General features: G+C 68.5%; 19 protein-coding genes and 1 pseudogene. 18 read left to right on the forward strand and 2 right to left on the reverse strand.

Translation table 11 applies throughout. The features are described 5' to 3' along the window. The first annotated feature begins 300 nt into the window (after window positions 1-300). The 11 genes from QZM15_RS19920 to QZM15_RS19970 all read left to right on the forward strand — a co-directional run bounded on the left by QZM15_RS19920 (window position 301) and on the right by QZM15_RS19970 (window position 11,640). On the forward strand, window positions 301-1,266 hold the full coding sequence (locus QZM15_RS19920) for an SDR family oxidoreductase (RefSeq protein WP_226224436.1): 966 nt from the start codon (window positions 301-303) through the stop codon (window positions 1,264-1,266). 412 nt (window positions 1,267-1,678) lie between these two features. Continuing rightward, a complete protein-coding gene (locus tag QZM15_RS19925; RefSeq protein ID WP_226224435.1) occupies window positions 1,679-2,539 on the forward strand; it encodes a transporter substrate-binding domain-containing protein in 861 nt (286 codons plus the stop codon). A 92-nt stretch (window positions 2,540-2,631) separates the two neighbouring features. After that, complete coding sequence (locus QZM15_RS19930; RefSeq protein ID WP_059579360.1) at window positions 2,632-3,354, forward strand: ABC transporter permease; 723 nt, start codon at window positions 2,632-2,634, stop codon at window positions 3,352-3,354. A gap of 12 nt (window positions 3,355-3,366) precedes the next feature. Next, window positions 3,367-4,113 (forward strand): ABC transporter permease, encoded by a 747-nt coding sequence (locus tag QZM15_RS19935; protein ID WP_059579357.1) that lies wholly within the window; start codon window positions 3,367-3,369, stop codon window positions 4,111-4,113. Window positions 4,114-4,141: 28 nt separating this feature from the next. Further along, on the forward strand, window positions 4,142-4,933 hold the full coding sequence (locus tag QZM15_RS19940; protein WP_059579354.1) for an ABC transporter ATP-binding protein: 792 nt from the start codon (window positions 4,142-4,144) through the stop codon (window positions 4,931-4,933). Window positions 4,934-4,940: 7 nt separating this feature from the next. Next, complete coding sequence (gene hutH / locus QZM15_RS19945) at window positions 4,941-6,434, forward strand: histidine ammonia-lyase (protein ID WP_059579351.1); 1,494 nt, start codon at window positions 4,941-4,943, stop codon at window positions 6,432-6,434. A 50-nt stretch (window positions 6,435-6,484) separates the two neighbouring features. Beyond that, a complete protein-coding gene (gene hutC / locus QZM15_RS19950) occupies window positions 6,485-7,240 on the forward strand; it encodes a histidine utilization repressor (protein WP_226224433.1) in 756 nt (251 codons plus the stop codon). Between the two features lie 272 nt (window positions 7,241-7,512). Continuing rightward, window positions 7,513-8,862 carry a reverse transcriptase family protein gene (locus QZM15_RS19955; protein WP_226224431.1) on the forward strand — a complete coding sequence of 450 codons (1,350 nt, stop codon included), beginning with the start codon at window positions 7,513-7,515 and terminating at the stop codon, window positions 8,860-8,862. Between the two features lie 310 nt (window positions 8,863-9,172). Beyond that, window positions 9,173-9,502: an H-NS family nucleoid-associated regulatory protein gene (locus tag QZM15_RS19960; protein ID WP_059579344.1), complete on the forward strand. Its 330-nt coding sequence runs from the start codon at window positions 9,173-9,175 to the stop codon at window positions 9,500-9,502. A gap of 294 nt (window positions 9,503-9,796) precedes the next feature. After that, window positions 9,797-11,044 (forward strand): MFS transporter, encoded by a 1,248-nt coding sequence (locus tag QZM15_RS19965; protein WP_226224430.1) that lies wholly within the window; start codon window positions 9,797-9,799, stop codon window positions 11,042-11,044. Further along, window positions 11,041-11,640, forward strand: a complete 600-nt coding sequence (locus tag QZM15_RS19970; RefSeq protein ID WP_226224429.1) for a DNA-binding protein — start codon at window positions 11,041-11,043, stop codon at window positions 11,638-11,640. Before QZM15_RS19965 ends, QZM15_RS19970 begins: the two co-directional genes overlap by 4 nt. Before the next feature lie 283 nt (window positions 11,641-11,923). On the opposite strand, the gene QZM15_RS19975 is transcribed toward QZM15_RS19970, so the two are convergent. Then, window positions 11,924-12,916, reverse strand: coding sequence for a helix-turn-helix domain-containing GNAT family N-acetyltransferase (locus QZM15_RS19975; RefSeq protein ID WP_226224428.1), 993 nt, complete (start codon window positions 12,914-12,916; stop codon window positions 11,924-11,926). Window positions 12,917-13,195: 279 nt separating this feature from the next. Between QZM15_RS19975 and QZM15_RS19980 the strand changes: the two genes are divergently transcribed. The 3 genes and pseudogenes from QZM15_RS19980 (at window position 13,196) to QZM15_RS19990 (ending at window position 15,138) form a co-directional block, all read left to right on the forward strand. Beyond that, window positions 13,196-13,573, forward strand: coding sequence for a hypothetical protein (locus tag QZM15_RS19980; RefSeq protein WP_059638972.1), 378 nt, complete (start codon window positions 13,196-13,198; stop codon window positions 13,571-13,573). Window positions 13,574-13,655: 82 nt separating this feature from the next. Continuing rightward, window positions 13,656-13,823 (forward strand): annotated as a pseudogene (locus QZM15_RS19985) (microcystinase MlrC family protease); the annotation flags it as partial. A gap of 127 nt (window positions 13,824-13,950) precedes the next feature. Then, window positions 13,951-15,138, forward strand: a complete 1,188-nt coding sequence (locus QZM15_RS19990) for a beta-propeller fold lactonase family protein (RefSeq protein ID WP_226224426.1) — start codon at window positions 13,951-13,953, stop codon at window positions 15,136-15,138. Window positions 15,139-15,308: 170 nt separating this feature from the next. Here the strand turns inward: QZM15_RS19990 and QZM15_RS19995 are convergent, their stop codons facing one another. Next, window positions 15,309-15,443: a hypothetical protein gene (locus tag QZM15_RS19995; RefSeq protein ID WP_006767081.1), complete on the reverse strand. Its 135-nt coding sequence runs from the start codon at window positions 15,441-15,443 to the stop codon at window positions 15,309-15,311. Window positions 15,444-15,849: 406 nt separating this feature from the next. Here QZM15_RS19995 and QZM15_RS20000 point away from each other — a divergent pair, with 406 nt between their 5' ends. The 4 genes from QZM15_RS20000 to QZM15_RS20015 all read left to right on the forward strand — a co-directional run bounded on the left by QZM15_RS20000 (window position 15,850) and on the right by QZM15_RS20015 (window position 19,831). Then, entirely contained in the window at window positions 15,850-16,335 is a 486-nt protein-coding gene (locus QZM15_RS20000) for a hypothetical protein (RefSeq protein ID WP_302107155.1), read from the forward strand. A gap of 70 nt (window positions 16,336-16,405) precedes the next feature. Continuing rightward, window positions 16,406-17,218 carry an alpha/beta fold hydrolase gene (locus QZM15_RS20005; protein WP_089465961.1) on the forward strand — a complete coding sequence of 271 codons (813 nt, stop codon included), beginning with the start codon at window positions 16,406-16,408 and terminating at the stop codon, window positions 17,216-17,218. A 391-nt stretch (window positions 17,219-17,609) separates the two neighbouring features. Then, window positions 17,610-18,779, forward strand: coding sequence for a class C beta-lactamase (gene ampC / locus QZM15_RS20010; protein ID WP_302107107.1), 1,170 nt, complete (start codon window positions 17,610-17,612; stop codon window positions 18,777-18,779). Window positions 18,780-18,928: 149 nt separating this feature from the next. Beyond that, a complete protein-coding gene (locus QZM15_RS20015) occupies window positions 18,929-19,831 on the forward strand; it encodes a LysR substrate-binding domain-containing protein (RefSeq protein WP_302107108.1) in 903 nt (300 codons plus the stop codon). Window positions 19,832-19,858 lie beyond the last annotated feature (27 nt).

Genomic DNA, 19,858 nt, shown 5'->3' on the forward strand with positions numbered 1-19,858 from the left:
CAAGCCCGGTACGTGCAAGCGTGCCGGGCTTCGTTTTTGCGGGCGATGCAGGGGCGGCGCGCGTGCCGACGACGGAACCGGAGTCGTGCCCAGGCACCGCGGGCAGCGCATGCGCTCGCGGCCGGAATCCGCATCGCGGATCACGCATTGCACGAAGCCGTTGGCGGGCGGGAAATGGATGAAGAAAGAGGCGAAGAAGCGGGGCGAAGAAGCGGGCGATCATGTTCCGACCGGATGCGAGCCGTTCATACTGTCCAATAGGCCCGATAATCCATTCGTTTCCGTGATCGAGCGCCACCCATGCCAAACCAGATTTCACCGATCGACCGTCCCACCATCCTCGTCATCGGCGCGTCCGGCCTGCTCGGCCGCGCGGTGGCCGCGTCCTTGTTCCGCGAACCGTCGCTGACGCTGCTCGCAACCATCCGGCACCCGCAAGGCGCCGGCGCAAAACTGCTCGCATTGCCGCCGGAAAACATCGCCGAACTCGACGTCCTCGACGAGCCGGCTCTCGAGCGCCTGTTCGAAACGTGCCGGCCCGCTGCCGTCGTCATTTGCGCCGCCGAACGCCGCCCCGACGTCTGCGAACGCGACCCGGCCGCGGCCCGCGCCATCAACGTCGCGGCGCCGGCCCGCATCGGCGCGCTCGCCGCGCGATTCGGCGCATGGACGCTCGGCATCTCGACCGACTACGTGTTCGACGGCAACGCCGCCCCGTACGGCGAGGACGCCACCCCGAACCCGCTGAACATCTACGGTCGCACCAAACTGGAGGGCGAGGCCGCGCTCCTCGCGGCCTCGCCGCTGTCGTGCGTGCTGCGCCTGCCGTTGCTCTTCGGCCCGATCGCCGACTGGAGCGAATCGGCCGTCACGAGCCTCGTGCCGGCCGTCGTCGCGTCCGCGCGACCGGGCGCGGACGCGGTCGGCATGGACGCATGGGCGATCCGTTATCCGACCTGGACGCCCGACGTCGCGCAGGTCATCCGCGACCTGACGCTGCGCCATCTCGCGGGGAAGTCCGTCACGGGCATCCGCCATTGGTCGAGCGAGGAGCCGATGACGAAGTACGACATCGCGCAGCGAATCGCGGCCGCGCTCGGCATCGACGCGTCGCTCGCGCCGATCACGCAGCCGACCGACGCAACGCCGCGCCCGTACGACTGCCATCTCGATGCGGCGCGCGTGCGCGCGCTCGGAATCGATTACGCGACGCCGTTCGATACGGCGTTGCGGACCGTGCTGCGCGACGCGCCGCAGGCGCGGTAGGATCGGCGTCCTTCGCGGCTCGCGGTACCCAGCCGACATATCAACCCCCAAACCGTCGTGGAGCGTACGGCCGTGCTTTCCCGGCGCGTCGCCAACGCATCCGGCAACGGGGCAGACAGCTGCGAGTCCCAATCCTCAGACGTGTTTCACGTCTGAGCGCACTCGCGATCGAATTCAGGATTTGTCTAGTCATCCTTGAGATTCGCTCGCTCGAATTGCACCAAACATGTGCCGGAATTCCCCGCGACGATGCACGCCAGAGCCCTGAAATTAGGGGATTTCCCGCGTTTCACGCGTTTTTATTGATCACTGCTTGTCTCGCTGTTTTTCTTCTTGCATGCTTGTATAGACAAATTCCTGAGGCGGCTCGCTGCACCGAAGGGATGGCGAACTTCAACGCAAGGAGAATCTCGTGAACGGCAAGCGCATCAAGTGGGCAATCAGGACGATCGGCGTCATCGCGGCTGCGGCGGCCACGCTCGCGGCACCGGTGCAGGCGAAGGAATGGAAGACGGTGACGGTCGCGCTCGAAGGCGGCTACGCACCGTGGAACCTCACGCTGCCGGGCGGCAAGCTGGGCGGTTTCGAACCGGAACTGCTCGCCAACGTGTGCGAGCGGATCAAGGTGCAGTGCAACATGGTCGCGCAGGACTGGGACGGGATGATTCCGGGCCTGCAGGCCGGCAAGTTCGATGTCCTGATGGATGCGATTTCCATCACGCCGGAGCGCGAAAAGATCCTGCTGTTCTCGCGTCCGTACGCGGCGACGCCGGCGACGTTCGCCGTCACCGATACGAAGATCCTGCCGAAGGCCGCGCCCGGCGCGCCGATCGTCAAGCTGACGGGCGACGCCAACACGGACAAGCCTACCGTCGACACGCTGCGCAAGCAGTTGAAGGGCAAGACGATCGGTATCCAGTCGGGCACCGTCTACACGAAATTCATCAACGACAGCTTCAAGGACATTGCGTCGATTCGCGTGTACAAGACGTCGCCCGAACGCGATCTCGATCTGGTCGCCGGGCGCATCGACGCCTCGTTCGACGACGTCACGTACTACGCGGCGAACAACGCGAAGAAGGACAACGCATCGATCGTGCTCGCGGGGCCGAAGCTCGGCGGGCCGATCTGGGGGCCGGGCGAAGGGCTCGCGTTCCGCAAGCAGGATGCCGACCTGAAGACGAAGTTCGATACGGCGATCGCCGCGGCGCTCGCGGACGGCACCGTGAAGAAGCTCGCCGACAAGTGGTTCAAGACCGACGTCACCCCGTAAGCGCGTGTTCGGCCGCCGTCGCGTAAGTTCGTCGAACGGCGCGCGGCGGCACGCATCCAGCGGATTCACTCAACACATGCCGGGAGGCACGCATGGCGATTCTTGAAATGCTCGGCTTCGGCACCGAAGGCTGGGGCGGTGTGCTGCTGCTCGCCGCACTGATGACGGTCGCGCTGACGCTCGCCGCGCTGGCGGTTGGCGCCGTGATCGGCGCGGCGATCGCGGCGGCGAAGCTGTCGCGCTACCGCAGCCTCCGCCTGCTCGGCGATCTGTATACGACGGTATTTCGCGGCGTGCCCGAACTGCTCGTCATCTATCTGTTCTACTTCGGCGGCTCGACGCTCGTGACGGCCGTCGGCCAGTGGTTCGGCGCAGAGGGCTTCATCGGCGTGCCGCCGTTCGTGATCGGCGCGCTCGCGGTCGGGATGATCTCGGGCGCCTATCAGGCCGAGGTCTATCGCGCGGCAGTGCTCGCGGTGTCGAAGGGCGAGCTCGAAGCGGCGCGTTCGATCGGCATGCCGCGCGGCATGGTGCTGCGGCGCATCCTGGTTCCGCAGGTGCTGCGCTTCGCGCTGCCCGGTATCGGCAACGTGTGGCAACTGAGCCTGAAGGATTCCGCACTGATCTCGGTCACCGGGCTTGCCGAGTTGCTCCGCACGAGCCAGATCGCCGCCAATTCGACTCACCAGTACTTCGTGTTCTTCGTCGCGGGCGGTGCGCTGTATCTGCTGATGACGGGCTTGTCGAACCGCGTGTTCAACCGGGCCGAGGCGATCGTCGGCCGGTCGTTCCGCCGCAATTTCGCGCGCAACTGACGGAGAACGGGCATGTCCATCGATTTCGCATTTCTCGTCGACACGCTGCGCCAGTTGCTGGCGGCCGTGCCGACCACGCTCGGCCTGTTCTTCGCATCGCTCGTGCTCGGCGGCCTGCTGTCGCTCGTGATCGTCACGATGCGCGTGTCGCCGCGCTGGCTGCCGAACCGCTTCGCGCGGGCCTATATCCTCGTGTTTCGCGGCTCGCCGCTGCTGATCCAGATGTTCCTCGTGTATTACGGGCTCGGCCAGTTCGGCGTGATTCGCGAGAGCTTCATGTGGCCGCTGCTGCGCGAGCCGTACGTCTGCGCGGTGCTGTCGCTCGCGCTGTGCACGGCAGGCTACACGGCCGAAATCCTGCGCGGCGGGTTGATGGCCGTACCGGTCGGGCAGATCGAGGCCGGCTATTCGATCGGCCTGTCGGGTTTCGCGCTGCTGCGGCGCGTGATCGGCCCGATCGCGCTGCGCCAGTGTCTGCCCGCGTATTCGACCGAAGCCGTGCTGCTCGTCAAGTCGACCGCGCTGGCGAGCCTCGTCACCGTATGGGAAGTGACGGGCGTCGCGCAGCAGATCATTCAGCAGACCTACCGGACGACCGAGGTGTTCGTCTGCGCGGCCGTGATCTATCTGGGCCTGAACTTCATCGTCGTGCGCCTGCTCGGCGCGCTCGAATGGCGGCTCTCGGGGCACCTGCGTGCGCCGAAGCCGTCCGGTGCGCCAGCCGCGGCGACCCGCAATGCCCGGCGCGTCGCGTCCTGAGCGCGCCCATTCTTTCCAGGAGAATCCGATGAACACCGCCGCCCCCGTCGCGCTGTCGGTCAGAAACATCCACAAGTCGTTCGGCGATCACCATGTGCTGAAGGGCATATCGCTCGACGCGCACGAGGGTGACGTCATCTCGATCCTCGGCGCGAGCGGGTCGGGCAAGAGCACGTTCCTGCGTTGCCTGAACCTGCTCGAGACACCCGACGACGGCTCCGTCGCGCTCGCGGGCGAGGAGCTGGCGATGAAGCGTGCGCGCGACGGCAAGCTGCATCCGAGCGACCGGCGCCAGGTCGACCGGATCCGCTCGCAGCTCGGGATGGTGTTCCAGAACTTCAACCTGTGGTCGCACATGACGGTGCTCGACAACCTCGTCGAGGGACCGCTGCGCGTGCAGAAGCGCAGTCGCGCGGAAGCGGTGGAGGAGGCCGAGGCGCTGCTCGCGCGCGTCGGCCTCGCGGACAAGCGCGGCTACTATCCCGCGCATCTGTCCGGCGGCCAGCAGCAGCGTGTCGCGATTGCCCGCGCGCTGGCGATGCATCCGAAGGTGATGCTGTTCGACGAACCGACGTCGGCGCTCGACCCGGAACTGGTGGGCGAGGTGCTGCGCGTGATGCGCTCGCTGGCGGAGGAGGGGCGCACGATGCTGGTCGTCACGCATGAAATGGGCTTTGCGCGCCACGTGTCGAATCGCGTGATGTTCCTGCATCAGGGCGAGGTCGACGCGGACGGGACGCCCGACGAAGTCTTCGGCGGCCAGACCTCCGAGCGCTTCCGGCAATTCGTGTCGAGCCACCACGACCGCACGACGAACTGAGGCTGCCATGACCGTATTCCGTGCGGCGCAGCCGCTCGACTGGCGACAGGTGGCGGCCGTGGCGGCCGGCGAGCCGCTGGCGTTGGCCGACGAGACGCGCGCGCGTGTCGCGGCCGCCCGCGAACTCGTCGACGAGATCGTCGCGCGCGGGATTCGCGCGTACGGCGTCAATACCGGCGTCGGCGCGCTGTGCGACGTGATCGTGTCGCCCGCGCAGCAGAGCATGCTGTCGCACAACATCCTGATGAGTCACGCGGTGGGCGTCGGCATGCCGCTCGGCGCGGCCGAAACGCGCGCGATCATCGCGGCCGCGATCAACAACTATGCGCACGGGCATTCGGGCGTGCGTGCCGACGTCGTCGACCAGCTCGTCGCGCTGCTCGAGCACGATTGCCTGCCCGAAGTGCCGGCGCACGGCTCGGTCGGGTATCTGACCCACATGGCGCATGTCGCGCTCGTCTGTGTCGGGCACGGCCATGCGCGCCATCGCGGCGAACGCCTGCGCGGCGCCGACGCGCTGCGGCGCATCGGCCGCGAACCGCTCGTGCTCGGCGCGAAGGAAGGGCTGAGCCTCGTCAACGGCACGCCGTGCGTCACGGGGCTGGCGGCGCTCGCGCTGGCTCGCGCCGAACGGTTGCTCGACTGGGCCGACTGGATCGCGGCGACGAGTTTCGAGAACCTGGGCGGGCAACTCGCCGCCTTCGATCCGGCTTCGCTCGCGCTGCGGATTTCGCCCGGTATCGGCCAGGTCGGCGCCCGCCTGCGTGCGCTGCTGGCGGACAGCGGCATGCTTGCCGCGGCGAGCGGCCGGCATACGCAGGATCCGCTCAGCCTGCGCACGATTCCGCACGTGCATGGCGCCGCGCGCGACGTGTTCGACGTCACGGCCGAGGTGGTCGATCGCGAACTCGCGTCCGTCACCGACAATCCGATCGTCGCCGGCACGCGCGAGACGCCGGCCGTGCATTCGCAGGCGCATGCGGTCGGCGCGGGCATCGCGCTCGCGATGGACAGCCTCGCGGCGGCGATGGCGCAGGTCGCGGCGATCGCCGAGCGGCGCCTCGACCGGCTCGTGAATCCGCTCGTCAGCGGGCTGCCGGCGTTTCTTGCCGCGCCGGGCGGCAGTTGTTCGGGGTTCATGATCGCGCAGTACACGGCGGTCGCGCTGGTCGCGCAGAACCAGCGGCTTGCCGCGCCGGCGAGCCTCGACGGCGGCATCACGTCGGGGCTGCAGGAAGATCACCTGTGTCATGCGACGCCGGCCGCGCTGAAGGCGCTCGACATCATCGAGAATACGACGCGCGTGCTCGCGATCGAATTGCTTGCGGCCGCGCAGGCGTACGATCTGCAGCCGGGCGAAACGGCGCGCGCCGCGTCGACCGACGCGCTGTGGCGGCATGTGCGCGAACGCGTGCCGGCGTATCGCGACGACCGCCCGCTCGCGGACGATATCGCGATCGCGGCCGGCATCGTCGCGGGTGTGCCGCCTTCGTTGCAGTGACGACGGCCAACGACGGGCCGATCACCCCACATTCATTCGGGCGAGGGCGCATGAGCGAAACGGAACGCAGACTTTCCGCACGGCAGGCGTCGGCATCGGCCGACACCGTGCCGGCGCGGACATTGCCGGCCTATCAGCAGATCAAGCGCTACGTCGTGGAGCGGATCGCGAAGGGCGACTGGAAGCCCGGCGGCGCGATCCCGACCGAGGCCGAACTGGTCAAGGAATTCGGCGTGGCGCGGATGACGGTGTCGCGCGCGCTGCGCGAACTGACGGCCGAGCGCGTGCTGACGCGCATCCAGGGGGCCGGCACGTTCGTCGAGCGCCGGCATTACGAGTCGACGGTGCTGGAAATCCGCAACATCGCGGACGAAATTGCCGAGCGCGGCCATCGGCACAGTGCGCGCGTGCTGCTGATCGAGCGCAGCGTCGATCCGGACGCGATCGAGGCGCTCGGGCTGCGCGCCGGGCCCGTGTTTCATTCGCGTATCGTGCATTACGAGGAGGACGAACCGATCCAGTTCGAGGATCGCTACGTCAATCCGGCCTTGTTTCCCGCGTATCTGGAGCAGGACTTCACGCTCGAGACGCCGAATCACTACATGGTGCGACTGGCGCCGATCCAGCGCGCGGAGTTCCAGATCTACGCGGAGAAGCCCAATGCGCAGGTGCGGCGGCATCTCGTGATGGAAATCGGTGAACCGTGTCTGCTGCTGCGACGCCGCACGTGGGTCGGCGAGCAGGTCGCCACGTCCGTGAGGCTGTGGCATCCGGCGTCGCGGTTTCATCTGGCCGGCAACATGTAGGGAAGCGGGGGCGATCGCGTCGCGACGTCACCGCGCATCGTGCGTCGTCCGGCTCGATTTGACACCTGGCGTCGCCGCCCATTAAAGTCGCGACGCGGGGCGGCGGGTCAAGCACACGCCCGGAACAGGCAGCCGATGTTCCAGGACTACGGGGCTACCCCGTGGATCGGATCGAGACGCCGATGCGCCGCAAGGGAATCCGTTGCGCGTCGCGCAACATGACCCCTCGCAGCACCAGTCACGTTGACTCGTCGTCCCGCCCCTCTGCGTCCATGCACTCATCCCTGCGCGACACCACCCGAACGATTGCCGAGGCGATGCTCGCCGGTTCGCCCGAGCGCGACGGCGTCGTCGCGCGGATGGCCGCCGTGCTCGGCGAAGCCCCGCCGTGGGCGCACGAATGCGCGGGCCTCGCGCTCGTTCGCTTCGGCGCGGAGTGGGCCGATACCGACACCGACGCGCTCGCGGCGGTGCTGGCCGAGGCGCCCGGGTTCGTGCGTGCATGGTATGGCGACCGTCGGCCAGCGGTGATCCGCATCGTGCGGCGGCCGCTGGTGCAGCGGCCGCTGCCGGCGCCGCTCGCCGGCTGCGACGTGCCGCACTGGCCGACGCCCGGCGATCTCGCCGGCTGGCTCGGCGTGAGCGTGCCGGAACTCGACTGGCTGTCCGATCACTGGCGCGTCGACGCGCGCGGCAGCGCCACGCCGCTGCATCACTACACGTACGTCGCGGTCGACAAGCGCAGCGGCGGGTGCCGGCTCGTCGAAATCCCGAAGGGGCGGCTGCGCGAAGCGCAGCGCCGCATCCTGCACGAGCTGCTCGATCGCGTTGCGCCGCACGGCGCGGTACACGGTTTTCGCAAGGGGCACGGGATCGTGTCGTTCGCGGCGCCGCATGCGGATCGCGATGTCGTCGTGCGCTTCGATCTCGCGGATTTCTTCGTATCGGTGCGCGCGGCGCGCGTTCACGCGCTGTTCGTGACGCTCGGGTATCCGGCCGAAGTCGCGCGGACGCTCACCGGGCTGTGCACCAATCGCGTGCCGTCGGCGCGGCTGCTCGCGCCGGACCTGCGCGACCGGTTCGACTGGATCGGCCGCCAGCGCTATCGCGAACGGCATCTGCCGCAGGGTGCGCCGACGTCGCCGGCGCTCGCCAACCTCTGCGCGTTCCGGCTCGACATGCGGCTCGCCGCGCTCGCGCGTTCGCTCGATGCGACCTATACGCGCTATGCGGACGATCTCGCGTTTTCCGGCGGCGGCGCGCTCGCGCGCGACGTCGAGCGGCTGCAGATCCGGGTCGCCGCGATCGCACTCGAGGAAGGCTTTGCGCTGCAACTGCGCAAGACCCGCGTGATGCGGCGCGGCACGCGGCAGCAACTGGCCGGCGTGGTGGTCAACCGTCATCCGAACCTGGCGCGCGACGCGTTCGATCGCCTGAAGGCCATCCTGACCAATTGCATCCGGCACGGCCCGGCGTCGCAGAATCGCGACGCGCATCCGGATTTCCGCGCGCATCTGGCCGGGCGCGTCGCGCATGCGAGCGCGCTGAACGCGGCGCGCGGCGCGAAGCTGCGCGCGCTGTTCGACCGGATCGCTTGGGAGGCCGGCGGCGAAGACTGCTGAACCGCCGGCTCGCATCGACCCCGGCCGGCGACTTCTGCAACACGATCCCGCGCACTGCTATCATTCGCGCCATGCCGCGCCCGTGACAGGTGCGGCGAATCACTTGCGGCCGCCGTCCACTCGCGGCGCGCCGCCCGTTGCCGGCCGGTGCTGCCTGTCAGTGACGCACGACGTCGTTTCGTGCTCATCGCGCAAATCATGCCGGCTCAGGTGGACGATTCACCTATTTGACAGCCCCGATCGGCGGAACTTCGTGGTAGGTTCGGCCATCGGAGCTTTTTGCAAAAACATGCCCAAAGAGGATGAATACATGACCCAGGCCCTGCAGGAACTCGAAGCACAACTTCGGGACCTGAACATCAAGCTGTCGGAGGCGAAGCAGAAGGAGAAGCAAGCCGCGCTCGCGGCCTTCAAGGAACAGGTCGAGCTGCTGGGGATTTCGCAGCAGGAAGTGCTGAGCGCGCTCGGCTACATCGTCCAGCGCAAGCGCAAGGCGCCCGCGAAGTACTACGATCCGACGACCGGCCGCTCATGGTCGGGGCGCGGCCCGCGGCCGAAATGGCTCGAAGGCAAGGATCTCGAAACGCTTGCCGTCGACCGCGGAGCCAAAACCTGGTGGCCGGGGGACGATCAGGGCTGAAGCCCGCCGCGCCGCCGGGCCATCCGGCGTCGTCCGGTTCGCGCAGGCGGGCCGGACGGCGATATTCCGCCCGCCTGCCGTCTTTCATCCGGTGTCCGGCCTGATCGCGCATCGCCGGCCTCGCCGCCGCACCGGATCGACGTTTTCCCTTTCCATTTCCCTTTCCCGTTCGTTGCCCGCCGTGGTCCGTCGTTTCCCGCCAGCCGTCCGGCCAGCGCGGGCCGGCGCGCATCCGCCCGCGTCGTTCGCGGGCACAGGCCTTAGAATGTCGCCGGACATTCGTGGCAGGACACCATGGCGGCAAACATGAAATCTTCGACGCTCGGCGGGCCGTCGGCCCCGGGCGCGGAGCAGGTCGGCGCATACGCGTGGAAGGCGCTGGCCGGATCGGCGATCGGCTATGCGATGGACGGCTTCGACCTGCTGATCCTCGGCTTCATGCTGCCGGCGATCACGGCGGCGCTGCACCTGACGCCCGGGCAGGCCGGCGCGCTGGTCACATGGACGCTGGTCGGCGCGGTCGCGGGCGGCATCGTGTTCGGCGCGCTGAGCGATCGCTACGGGCGCGTGCGCGTGCTGACCTGGACGATCCTGCTGTTCGCGATCTTCACCGGCCTGTGCGCATTCGCGCGCGGCTTCCAGGATCTGCTCGTCTATCGCACCATCGCGGGCATCGGCCTCGGCGGCGAGTTCGGGATCGGCATGGCGCTCGCGGCCGAAGCGTGGCCTGCAGCCAAGCGCGCCCGCGTGTCGTGCTACGTCGCGCTCGGCTGGCAGGCCGGCGTGCTGCTGGCCGCGCTCGTGACGCCGTTGCTGCTGCTCCACATCGGCTGGCGCGGCATGTTCGCGGTCGGCGTGCTGCCCGCGCTGCTCGCCTGGGTGATGCGCAACACGCTGCACGAGCCGCAAGCGTTCGCGCGGCGCGCGACGCAGCCGAAGTCCAACGCGTTCCGCATGCTCGTCGCCGACGGCCGCACCGCGCGCACGAGCGTCGGCATTGCGATCCTGTGTTCGGTCCAGAATTTCGGCTACTACGGAATCATGATCTGGCTGCCGACCTTCCTGTCGAAGCAGATGGGTTTCTCGCTGACGAAATCGGGCGTGTGGACGGCGGCGACCGTCGTCGGGATGATGATCGGCGTCTGGGTGTTCGGCCAACTGGCCGACCGCATCGGTCGCAAGCCGACGTTCCTGCTGTACCAGCTCGGCTCGGTCGTGACGGTCATCGCGTATGCGCGGCTGTCGGACCCGACGGCGATGCTGTGGGCCGGCGCGCTGATGGGGATGTTCGTCAACGGGATGGTCGGCGGCTACGGGACGCTGATGTCGGAAGGCTATCCGACGGCCGCACGCGCGACCGCGCAGAACGTGCTGTGGAACATCGGCCGCGCGGTCGGCGGCTTCGGCCCCGTCGCGGTCGGCGCGCTCGCCGCGCACTACTCGTTCCAGACGGCCATCGCGCTGCTCGCCGGCCTCTACGTGCTCGACATGGTCGCGACGGTGTTCCTGATTCCCGAGCTCAAGGGCGTCGAGCTCGAATGAGCGCGGGACGCGCGCATGCCGCCACGATTTCACCGGAAACCACGATGCAACGGAACAACAGGACGATCGGCGTGATGGGCTCGGGCAAGGAGCCGTGGCTCGCGTTTTCGGAACCGCTCGGCGCGTGGCTCGCGCAGGCCGGGTTCAACCTGCTGACGGGCGGCGGGCAGGGCGTGATGCTGGCGGTCGCGCGCGCGTTCGCCGGCGTGCCCGGTCGGGCCGGCCGATCGATCGGCATCCTGCCGACACGGGCCGATCCGGTCGCGGGCTTCGTGCCGCTCGACGGCTATCCGCATCCGTTCGTCGACGTTCCGATCCTCACGCCGCTGCCGCGGCGCGAACCGGGCGCCGCGCCGGACGCGATCAATCGCAACTATGTGAACGTGCTGAGCAGCGACCTGATCGTCGCGCTGCCGGGCGGGCACGGGACGGCCGAGGAGATCGCGCTCGCGCAGCGCTGGCGCAAGCCGCTCGTCTGCTTCGGGCCGGATGGCGCGTTTCGGTCGCTTGCCCCGGACGCCACGTGCACGTCGTCGCTCGACGACGTGATCCGGTTCATCGACGATGCGTTCGCGGCGGAGCACGCGCTGCGATAGGGCGATCGATCCATTCGGCGACCGTCGGCGGCAACGTACGTCGGCTCGAACCGCCGCAGGCACGGTTCAGCTCCGTCGCCCTCCGTTCGACGCACTGTCTTCACCGCGCCAACAGCCGGTTCCGATTGGCGAATCCCGGTCGGCATCGGCTTACAGCAGCGTCACGTTGCTCGATGCCTCGTCGGATGGATACGCCGATGGACCGCGCGCGTTCGCCGCGTCGTGTCCCCGTTCTGTAGCGGGCGTCATGAAGTCCGCCGGATCGACGACGGTCCATTGAACCTCAGCCGCCCGCCGGCCCCGGCCCCGGTCCCGGCCGGCTGAAGCGCTGCTCGACCACCTCCGTCCCCCACTGCGTGCCCGCGGATTCGCTCGTCAGCGCGAAGCCGAACGACTCGTACAGATGGCGCGCGGCATCGAGCCCCTTGAACGTCCACAGGTACGTCTCGCGAAACCGGTGTGCGTCGACGAATTGCATCGCGAGCGTCATCAACCGGCGCCCGACGCCCGAGCCGCGCAACGCGTCGTTGACGATGAACCAGCGCAGGTGCGCGACGCCCGTTGCCGGGTCGCCGTCGATCGCGAGCGACGCGAGCGTGCGCCCGTCTTCCTGGCACAGCCACAGCGCCTTGCCGTCGGCAGGCAGCGCGCCCGCGAAGGCGGCCAGCTCGGTCGCCACGCGCTGTTCGAAGAAGGCGCCGAACCCCCAGTGTTCCGCGTAGAAGCGCGCATGCAGGCTCGCGATGTCGCCGATGCAGCCCGGCTGATAGCCGTCGCGAATCGAAGGCGCCTCGGCGGGTGCAACGGGCGCCCTGGCCGCATTGTCCTGGGCGAGCGCATCGGCATACAGCGCGAGCGAACGCAGCAGCGCCTGCTGGTCGGCCGGCATCATCCGGCGCAGCGCGTTCGACACTTGATCGGTCGCGAACGTGTCGATTCGTTTGCGGAGTTTCTTGCCTTCGGAGGTCAGGTACAGCTCGATCGCGCGCGCGTCCTCGCTCGACACGCGCCGCTCCACGACCCCGGCCGCTTCGAGCCGCGCGAGTTGCCGGCTCGTGTTCGACTTGTCGAGCCGGAGGATCGCGCCGAGATCCTTCGCGTTGATGCCGGGCGTCATCCCGATCTCGAGGATCGCGTGCACGGCCGACGGCGCCCAGTCGCTGTCGGCCAGCGTCGCACGCATGAAGCCGAGCTCGCGCACCAGCTTGCGCGAGAAGTCGCGCAGCTCGAGGATGGTCGCGTCGCGCGGCTTGGCCGGCACGTCGATGAGGTCCATGGTTTGTCCGTGGAAAGTTGCGGATCGCAATCAACAATAGTTGCGGGTCGCAACTTATGCAAGGCGGATTTTTCACGCGGATCGGTTGTTTCGCAGGCGCCGCCGCCGTGCGACCCGGCGGTCAGGCGGATCGACGCGCGAGGTCCAGCGCGGCACGGCGGGGTACCAAAGCCGATGGCCCGGCGTGCGGAAGTGGCCGCATACTGGCGGAGCGGGCCGACTTGCGAGCCGGAGCGTCGACCGACCCCCGATCGACGACCGCGGACCACGGAGATCACGATGAACAAGCTGTTGCCGATGACGATCGCGTTGCTTGCCGGCAGTGGCATCGGCGCGGCGCCGCTTCATGCCGCCGGCGCGATGGACGCGCCGCCGTGCAGCGCCGCGCATGCGGCGGATCGGGGCGGCGGAAACGCCGCGATGGCGGGCGCGTCGGTCCGCAGCTTTTCGACGGCCGGTTGTTCGGGCGCGGTATTGCAGGGCGACAGCGCCGCCGCGACGGTCAACGGCGACCGGGTCGAGTTGCACGACGGCGTCGTCTACGTCAACGGCCGATCCTATGGCGCGGTCGCGCCCGCGCAGACGGTCGAGTACGAGGTCGCGCGCGACCGGCGCACGTTGAAGGTCGACGGGAAAATCCGCACGCCGCCGCGCTGACGCGTGCCGCCCCGGTACGCCGCCGCGCCGCGGGCATGGGGTTCCCGATCAGCGTGCGGCGCGAACCGTTTCGCGCGACGGGCATTGCCGGCCGGTGTTCGTGCCGATTTCGTCCGCGCTGCTCGAATGCGACAGCCGCGGCGTGACCGGCTCGGACTTCGGGCCGTTCCGCTACGAGCGGCTCGCGCGGCCGGTGTATCCGCACGACGACATCGTCGAGTGGCCGTCGGGCACGCGACGCACGGATTGACGGAACGGAACCGGGAACGAGACGCCGGGCGCGCGTGCTTTCGGGCATCATCCGATAGCGCCGGCCCGTCGGGCAGCAGGGTCGGGCAATTCATTGCGTCCGCAACCGATCCGGAGAACCGACCGCCATGCATTCGAATCCTTTCCGCCCGCGCGGCGCGCGCCTGCTCGCCGCGCTGACCCTCGCCACGACGGCCGTCGCCGCGCACGCCGCCGACTGGATCGTGTCCGGCAACGACGGCAAGTACCAGCGTGTCGAGGGCCGCGACACCTTTCTGCCGTCCCCGCCCGCCGACACGCTGACGCTGCTCGACGCCAGCACGTTCCCGCCGAAGGTCGCGGCGCAGATCGACGTCGAGAACGGCATCCAGGGGCCGCCGCAGGCCGTCGCGATCACGCCGGACGCGAAGCTCGCGCTGGTCGGCGCGCCGACGCGCTATGACACGGCCGCGAAGCAGCTCGTGTTCGACACGTTCCTGCAGATCGTGAATCTCGACACCGCGCCGCCCGCGATCACGCGCGTCGAGCTCGGCACGCATCCGCAAGGGATCGCGATCGACCGCTCGGGCCGGCTCGCGCTCGTCGCGAACGTCGACGGCAGCGTGTCGATCCTGCGCATCGACGGCACGCAGGTGACGCTCGACGGCACCCTGAAAATCGGCAAGAAGCGGCTGGCCGGAATCAGCTTCACGCACGACGGCAAGCATGCGCTCGTGTCGCTGCGCGACGAGCAGGGCATCGCGGTGCTGAACGTCGACGACGGCAAGGTGACCGACAGCGGCACGCGGCTGAGCACGGGCGTCGCGCCTTACACGATCGACGTGTCGAGCGACAACCGCTGGGCCGTCGTCAGCAACGTCGGGCTCGCCGGGCTGCCCGGTTACACCGGCACGCTCGCGGGCGATGCCGATTCGGTCGCGCTGATCGACGTGTCGCGCGTGCCGTTTCGCACGGTGCAGTACCTGACGGTGCCGTCGCTGCCGGAAGGCGTCGCGATTTCGCCGAACGGGAGGTGGATCGCGGTGCAGGCGATGGACGGCTCGAACCTGACGGCCGACAACCCCGGCCGCCGCAAGCTCGGCAAGGTGCTGCTGTTCGAGATCCGCGACGGGCAGGCCGTGAAGGTGAGCGAGGTGCCGGGCGGCGAAGCGGCGCAGGGCATCGTGTTTACCGCCGACAGCCGGCACGTGATCGTGCAGTTCAACGTCGAACGGCAGCTTGCGCTGTATGCGGTCGAAGGCGGCAAGCTGCGCGATACGGGCAAACGGATCGCGCTGACGGGCGGGCCGTCTTCGTTGAGGACGTTGCCGCGCTGAACGGGCTTTGTTCACGGCTCGTGGCGACGGAGCCTGAGCGGGCCGTTCGGCCGTGAACGGCACGCGCCCCTTCAACGGATGAAGGAGCGGGCGAACCGGCGACGCGCACGCGAGGATGCGTGCGGAAAGAAGCGCCCGATGCGCTTGCACCGGACGGTACGGCCGTGCCGTTACGGACGCAGCAGATCGAACCCGCCGAATACCACGACACCGCTGAGCACGATCATCGCGACCGAGTGCTGGCCGAAGTAGAGAATCGCGGCGGCGAGCCACGTCGTGATGCAGAAGGCGCCGATGCGGGCCATCGTGTGTTCCTCGAATGCGTGATGAGGTGAATGCGTGCCGCACGGCGTTCGCCGCTCGGGCGGTGAGCGGGGCACGCGTGCAGGCGGACGGAAAAGGCAACCCGGGAAGCCGCGAGGGCGTCGTCGGCAGACGTTGCATGCCGCGCCTCGACAGGCCGGAGTCGAAGCCGGCGGCATCGCGCGATCGGGCCCGAACGAGGCGTCCGACGTGCGCACCTAGCCGGCGAAGCGGCGATTTTACCAGCGCCGCCATGCCGCGAATCTGGCCCTTTCGCGATCAATTTCGGTCATCGTGCAGTAATCCACCCGACCCCCGATATTCAAGTATCGTGTGACGAATGCCGTAAACGAACTGGAAGGCGATTTCCGCCATGTCACTTCGTCAACCGACACACGGACCGACACGATGCAGATCGATTTCTCCACGACCGCGCGATCCCCGCTCGCGGACAGCGCCATGACCGCGAACCCGCCCGCCGCGAGATCGTTGACCGGCGGCGCGACGGATGCCGCGAGTACGACGGGCGCAACGGGCGCGACAGGTGCCGCCGCAGAGGCTGACACGTCGAGCACCGCCGCGACGAAGGATGCCACCGGCGCCGCCGGCGAAACGCCCGGCGCGGCCGGTGCATCGTCGGAAGACCCGGCGGTCGCCCAGTTGAAGGCGCTGATCGAGCGGCTGCAGAAGCAGCTCGCGACATTGGAGCGGCAGATGGCCGCCGCAGCGCAGCGGGCGAAGGACGACCCGTCCGCGGCCGTCGAACAGCAGTCGCTGAGCGCGGAAGCCAGCACGATCTCGGCCGCGCTCGCGACGGCGATCGCGCAACTTGCCGCGGCGCTCGCGAAGTCCGGCGGCTCGCAGGCGGGCGGGCTAGTGTCGACGCAGGCCTGAGCGGCCACGGCGGCATCGGCCGCACGCATTACAATCGCAAGCGCGTCTCCTTCTCAAGGACGGCTGAACGATGAATGCGGAACTCGACGACGACGAACTCGTCCGCTTCGACGCGCACGGCGGCCCGCCGCTGCCGGCCGCCGATGCCGAAGGATGGCTCGACCACGACGGCGCGCGCATCTGGCACGCGTCGTACGGCCAGGGGCCGGCGGTCGTGCTGCTGCACGGCGGCCTCGGCCACGGCGGCAACTGGGGCAACCAGGTGCCGGCGCTGCTCGCGGCCGGCTACCGCGCGATCGTGATCGACAGCCGCGGCCACGGCCGCAGCACGCGCGACGACGGCCCCTATTCGTACGAACGCATGGCATCGGACGTGCTGGCCGTCCTCGACGCGCTGCACGTCGACCGTGCACGCTTCGTCGGCTGGAGCGACGGCGCATGCATCGCGCTCGTGCTGGCCGCTCGCGCACCGGAACGCGCCGCCGGCGTGTTCTTCTTCGCGTGCAACATGGATCCGGGCGGCACGAAGGAGATGGCGCCGAGCCCGCTGATCGACCGCTGTTTCGCGCGGCATCGCAAGGACTATGTGCGATTGTCGGCGACACCGGATCAGTTCGACGCGTTCGTCGCCGCCGTCAGCGAAATGATGCGCACGCAACCGGATTACACCGCGCAGGATCTCGCGGCGATCGCCGTGCCGGTTGCGATCGTGCAGGGCGAGCACGACGAATTCATCCGGCCCGAGCATGCGGCGTACTTGGCGCACACGATCCCGGGCGCGACGCTGACGATCCTGCCCGGCGTGAGCCATTTCGCGCCGCTGCAGCGGCCCGCGCGGTTCAATGCGGCGATGCTCGCGTTTCTCGACCGGCTGCCGGGGTGATCTGCAGGCGCGGCGCGCGGCCCGCTGCCGGGCGCGTTCAAACCATCAAGCTGTCGGCGGAATCCACGGCACGCGCTGCATGATTTGCCACGTGGGCAGGTCCGCCCGCAGGCCGAGTTCGACCTCGATCCGGGCGGGTGAATCAATCGCACGGCAGGCCAGCGCTTGCAGATCTGACGAGGCTTATCTCTTTTCCGTCGATTTTCGACAAGGTGCCATTCGCCGTACCTCATAAGTTTTTCTTTCGGCTCGCGCAACATATCGTCGATTGTTGGCGGCCGGGCGATAACGGATAGTCCTGCTTCGACAGGCCGGTGGCGCCGCCCTCTATGCGCGGCGCCGCCGTATCCGTTGCTCATGCAACCATCGGAAATCGAAAGGAACCGCACTCATGCGATTCAACGCGACACGCTTCGCCGCGACCCTGTTCGTCGCCGCATGCGCGACCGCCACCGCCGGTCGCGCGGCCGCCGTCACGCAGGACGACCTCCACGACACCGTCACGCGCCATATCGCGCCGCTGATGAAGCAGTACGCGATTCCCGGCATGGCGATCGGCGTCGTCGCCGACGGCAAGCCCTACGTGTTCGACTACGGCGTGATGTCGAAGCAGACCGGCAAGCCGGTGACGGGCGACACGCTGTTCGAGATCGGCTCGGTCAGCAAGACGCTGACCGCGACGCTCGCCGCGGACGCGCAGGAGAGCGGCGAACTGTCGCTCGCGGACCCCGCGGCCAGGTATCTGCCCGAGCTGCAGGGCAAGCCGTTCGGCGTCGTGACGCTGCTTCAGCTCGGCACGCACACGCCCGGCGGAACGCCGCTGCAGGTGCCGGACAGCATTCGCGACGACGCGGGCCTGATCCGCTATCTCCGCGCATGGCGGCCCGAGTATGCGCCGGGCACGCACCGCAAGTATTCGAACGTCTCGATCGGCATGCTCGGCTGGCTCACCGCGAAGGCGATGCACCAGGATTTCGCGACGCTGATGGAGCAGCGGCTCTTTCCCGCGCTCGGGATGACGCACACATACATCGACGTGCCCGCCGCGCGGATGGCCGACTATGCGCAGGGCTACACGAAGGACGGCAAGCCCGTGCGGATGACGGAGGGCATGCTGTGGCAGCCGGCGTACGGCGTGCGGACCACGGCGGCCGACCTGCTGCGTTTCGTGCAGGCGAACATGGGAATGATCCAGACCGCGCCGCGCCTGCAGCGCGCGATCGAACGCACGCACACCGGCTATTTCCGCGCGGGGCCGCTGACGCAGGATCTGATCTGGGAACAGTATCGGTACCCGGTCGCGCTGCCGACGCTGCTCGCGGGCAATGCGCCGAAGATGCTGTTCGATGCGGTGCCGGCCAGCGCGATCCAGCCGCCGCTCGCCCCGAGCGCCGCGACGTGGATCAACAAGACGGGCTCGACCGCCGGCTTCAGCACGTACGTCGCGTTCGTTCCCGCGAAGCGGATCGCGATCGTGATGCTCGCGAATGGGAACGTGCCGATCGAGGATCGCGTGAAGGTTGCCTACCGTATCCTCGGGGCGCTCGGCGACGGGCGGTGACCGCCTCCCGCTTCACGCCGATTGTCCGGACAATATTCGGCGGGAATTATTGAATCGAAATCAACTGTCATTCGCGCGTGCGCCCGCTTATCAAACGGGCGCGTGGGCACTATCGTGACGGTCCCTGATACCGCTGACGAGTGCCGACCATGAAGACGACCCTCGACGAGATGCTCGCGTTCGTGACCATCGCCGATACCGGTTCGTTGACGGGGGCGGCCGACAAACTGCACCAGCCGACCTCGGTGATGAGCCGGATCCTGCGGCGCCTCGAGGAAAAGCTCGACACCACGCTGATTCGCCGCACGACGCGCCGCCTCGAACTGACCGAGGAGGGCAAGCTCTTTCTCGACTACGTGCGCGAGATCATCGCGTCGGTCGAATTCGTCGAGGAACAGATCGTCAGCCAGCGCGAGGCACCGGCCGGGCGGTTGCGGATCAATGCGGCGATGCCGTTCATGCAGCACGTGATCGCGCCGATGATGCCGGGCTTTCGCGAAGCGTATCCGGCGATCGCGGTCGAACTCCATACGAGCGATGAAATCATCGACCTGCTCGAACAGCGCACCGACGTCGCGATCCGGATCGGCGAGCTGCGCGATTCGACGCTGCATGCGCGCCGGCTCGGCAGCAGCCGACTGCGCATTCTGGCGAGCCCGGCCTATCTGGAGAAAGCCGGCGTGCCGGCGAGCGTCGCCGATCTCGCGAACCATGTGCTGCTCGGTTTCGTGCAGCCGGAAACGCTGAACCAATGGCCGCTGCGCGCCGCGGACGGTAGCGTGTACCGCATTCATCCGGCGCTGCAGGCGTCGAGCGGCGAGACGCTGCTGACGCTCGCCCTCGCTGGCGCGGGCATCGTGTGCCTCGCCGACTACATGACGGGCACGCATCGCCGCGACGGCAGCCTCGTCGAACTGCTCGTCGACGACACGGTCGAGTTCCGCCAGCCGATTCACGCGGTGTTCTATCGCAATGCGACGCTGTCGTCGCGCATCGTCAGCTTTCTCGACTATGTGGGCGCGCAGTTGAAGGCAGGCGGCGGCATCGACTGAACCGGCACGGCACGTCACCGGCCATGC

The sequence above is a fragment of the Burkholderia sp. AU44665 genome (assembly GCF_030504405.1).
Taxonomy (GTDB): Bacteria; Pseudomonadota; Gammaproteobacteria; order Burkholderiales; family Burkholderiaceae; genus Burkholderia; species Burkholderia semiarida.

Coding starts and splice junctions, on each gene's coding strand:
- QZM15_RS19920 (WP_226224436.1), top strand. CDS start 301: ATGCCAAACCAGATTTCACCGATCGACCGTCCCACCATCCTCGTCATC.
- QZM15_RS19930 (WP_059579360.1), top strand. CDS start 2,632: ATGGCGATTCTTGAAATGCTCGGCTTCGGCACCGAAGGCTGGGGCGGT.
- QZM15_RS19935 (WP_059579357.1), top strand. CDS start 3,367: ATGTCCATCGATTTCGCATTTCTCGTCGACACGCTGCGCCAGTTGCTG.
- QZM15_RS19940 (WP_059579354.1), top strand. CDS start 4,142: ATGAACACCGCCGCCCCCGTCGCGCTGTCGGTCAGAAACATCCACAAG.
- hutH (WP_059579351.1), top strand. CDS start 4,941: ATGACCGTATTCCGTGCGGCGCAGCCGCTCGACTGGCGACAGGTGGCG.
- hutC (WP_226224433.1), top strand. CDS start 6,485: ATGAGCGAAACGGAACGCAGACTTTCCGCACGGCAGGCGTCGGCATCG.
- QZM15_RS19955 (WP_226224431.1), top strand. CDS start 7,513: ATGCACTCATCCCTGCGCGACACCACCCGAACGATTGCCGAGGCGATG.
- QZM15_RS19960 (WP_059579344.1), top strand. CDS start 9,173: ATGACCCAGGCCCTGCAGGAACTCGAAGCACAACTTCGGGACCTGAAC.
- QZM15_RS19965 (WP_226224430.1), top strand. CDS start 9,797: ATGGCGGCAAACATGAAATCTTCGACGCTCGGCGGGCCGTCGGCCCCG.
- QZM15_RS19970 (WP_226224429.1), top strand. CDS start 11,041: ATGAGCGCGGGACGCGCGCATGCCGCCACGATTTCACCGGAAACCACG.
- QZM15_RS19975 (WP_226224428.1), bottom strand. CDS start 12,916: ATGGACCTCATCGACGTGCCGGCCAAGCCGCGCGACGCGACCATCCTC.
- QZM15_RS19980 (WP_059638972.1), top strand. CDS start 13,196: ATGAACAAGCTGTTGCCGATGACGATCGCGTTGCTTGCCGGCAGTGGC.
- QZM15_RS19990 (WP_226224426.1), top strand. CDS start 13,951: ATGCATTCGAATCCTTTCCGCCCGCGCGGCGCGCGCCTGCTCGCCGCG.
- QZM15_RS19995 (WP_006767081.1), bottom strand. CDS start 15,443: ATGGCCCGCATCGGCGCCTTCTGCATCACGACGTGGCTCGCCGCCGCG.
- QZM15_RS20000 (WP_302107155.1), top strand. CDS start 15,850: ATGCAGATCGATTTCTCCACGACCGCGCGATCCCCGCTCGCGGACAGC.
- QZM15_RS20005 (WP_089465961.1), top strand. CDS start 16,406: ATGAATGCGGAACTCGACGACGACGAACTCGTCCGCTTCGACGCGCAC.
- ampC (WP_302107107.1), top strand. CDS start 17,610: ATGCGATTCAACGCGACACGCTTCGCCGCGACCCTGTTCGTCGCCGCA.
- QZM15_RS20015 (WP_302107108.1), top strand. CDS start 18,929: ATGAAGACGACCCTCGACGAGATGCTCGCGTTCGTGACCATCGCCGAT.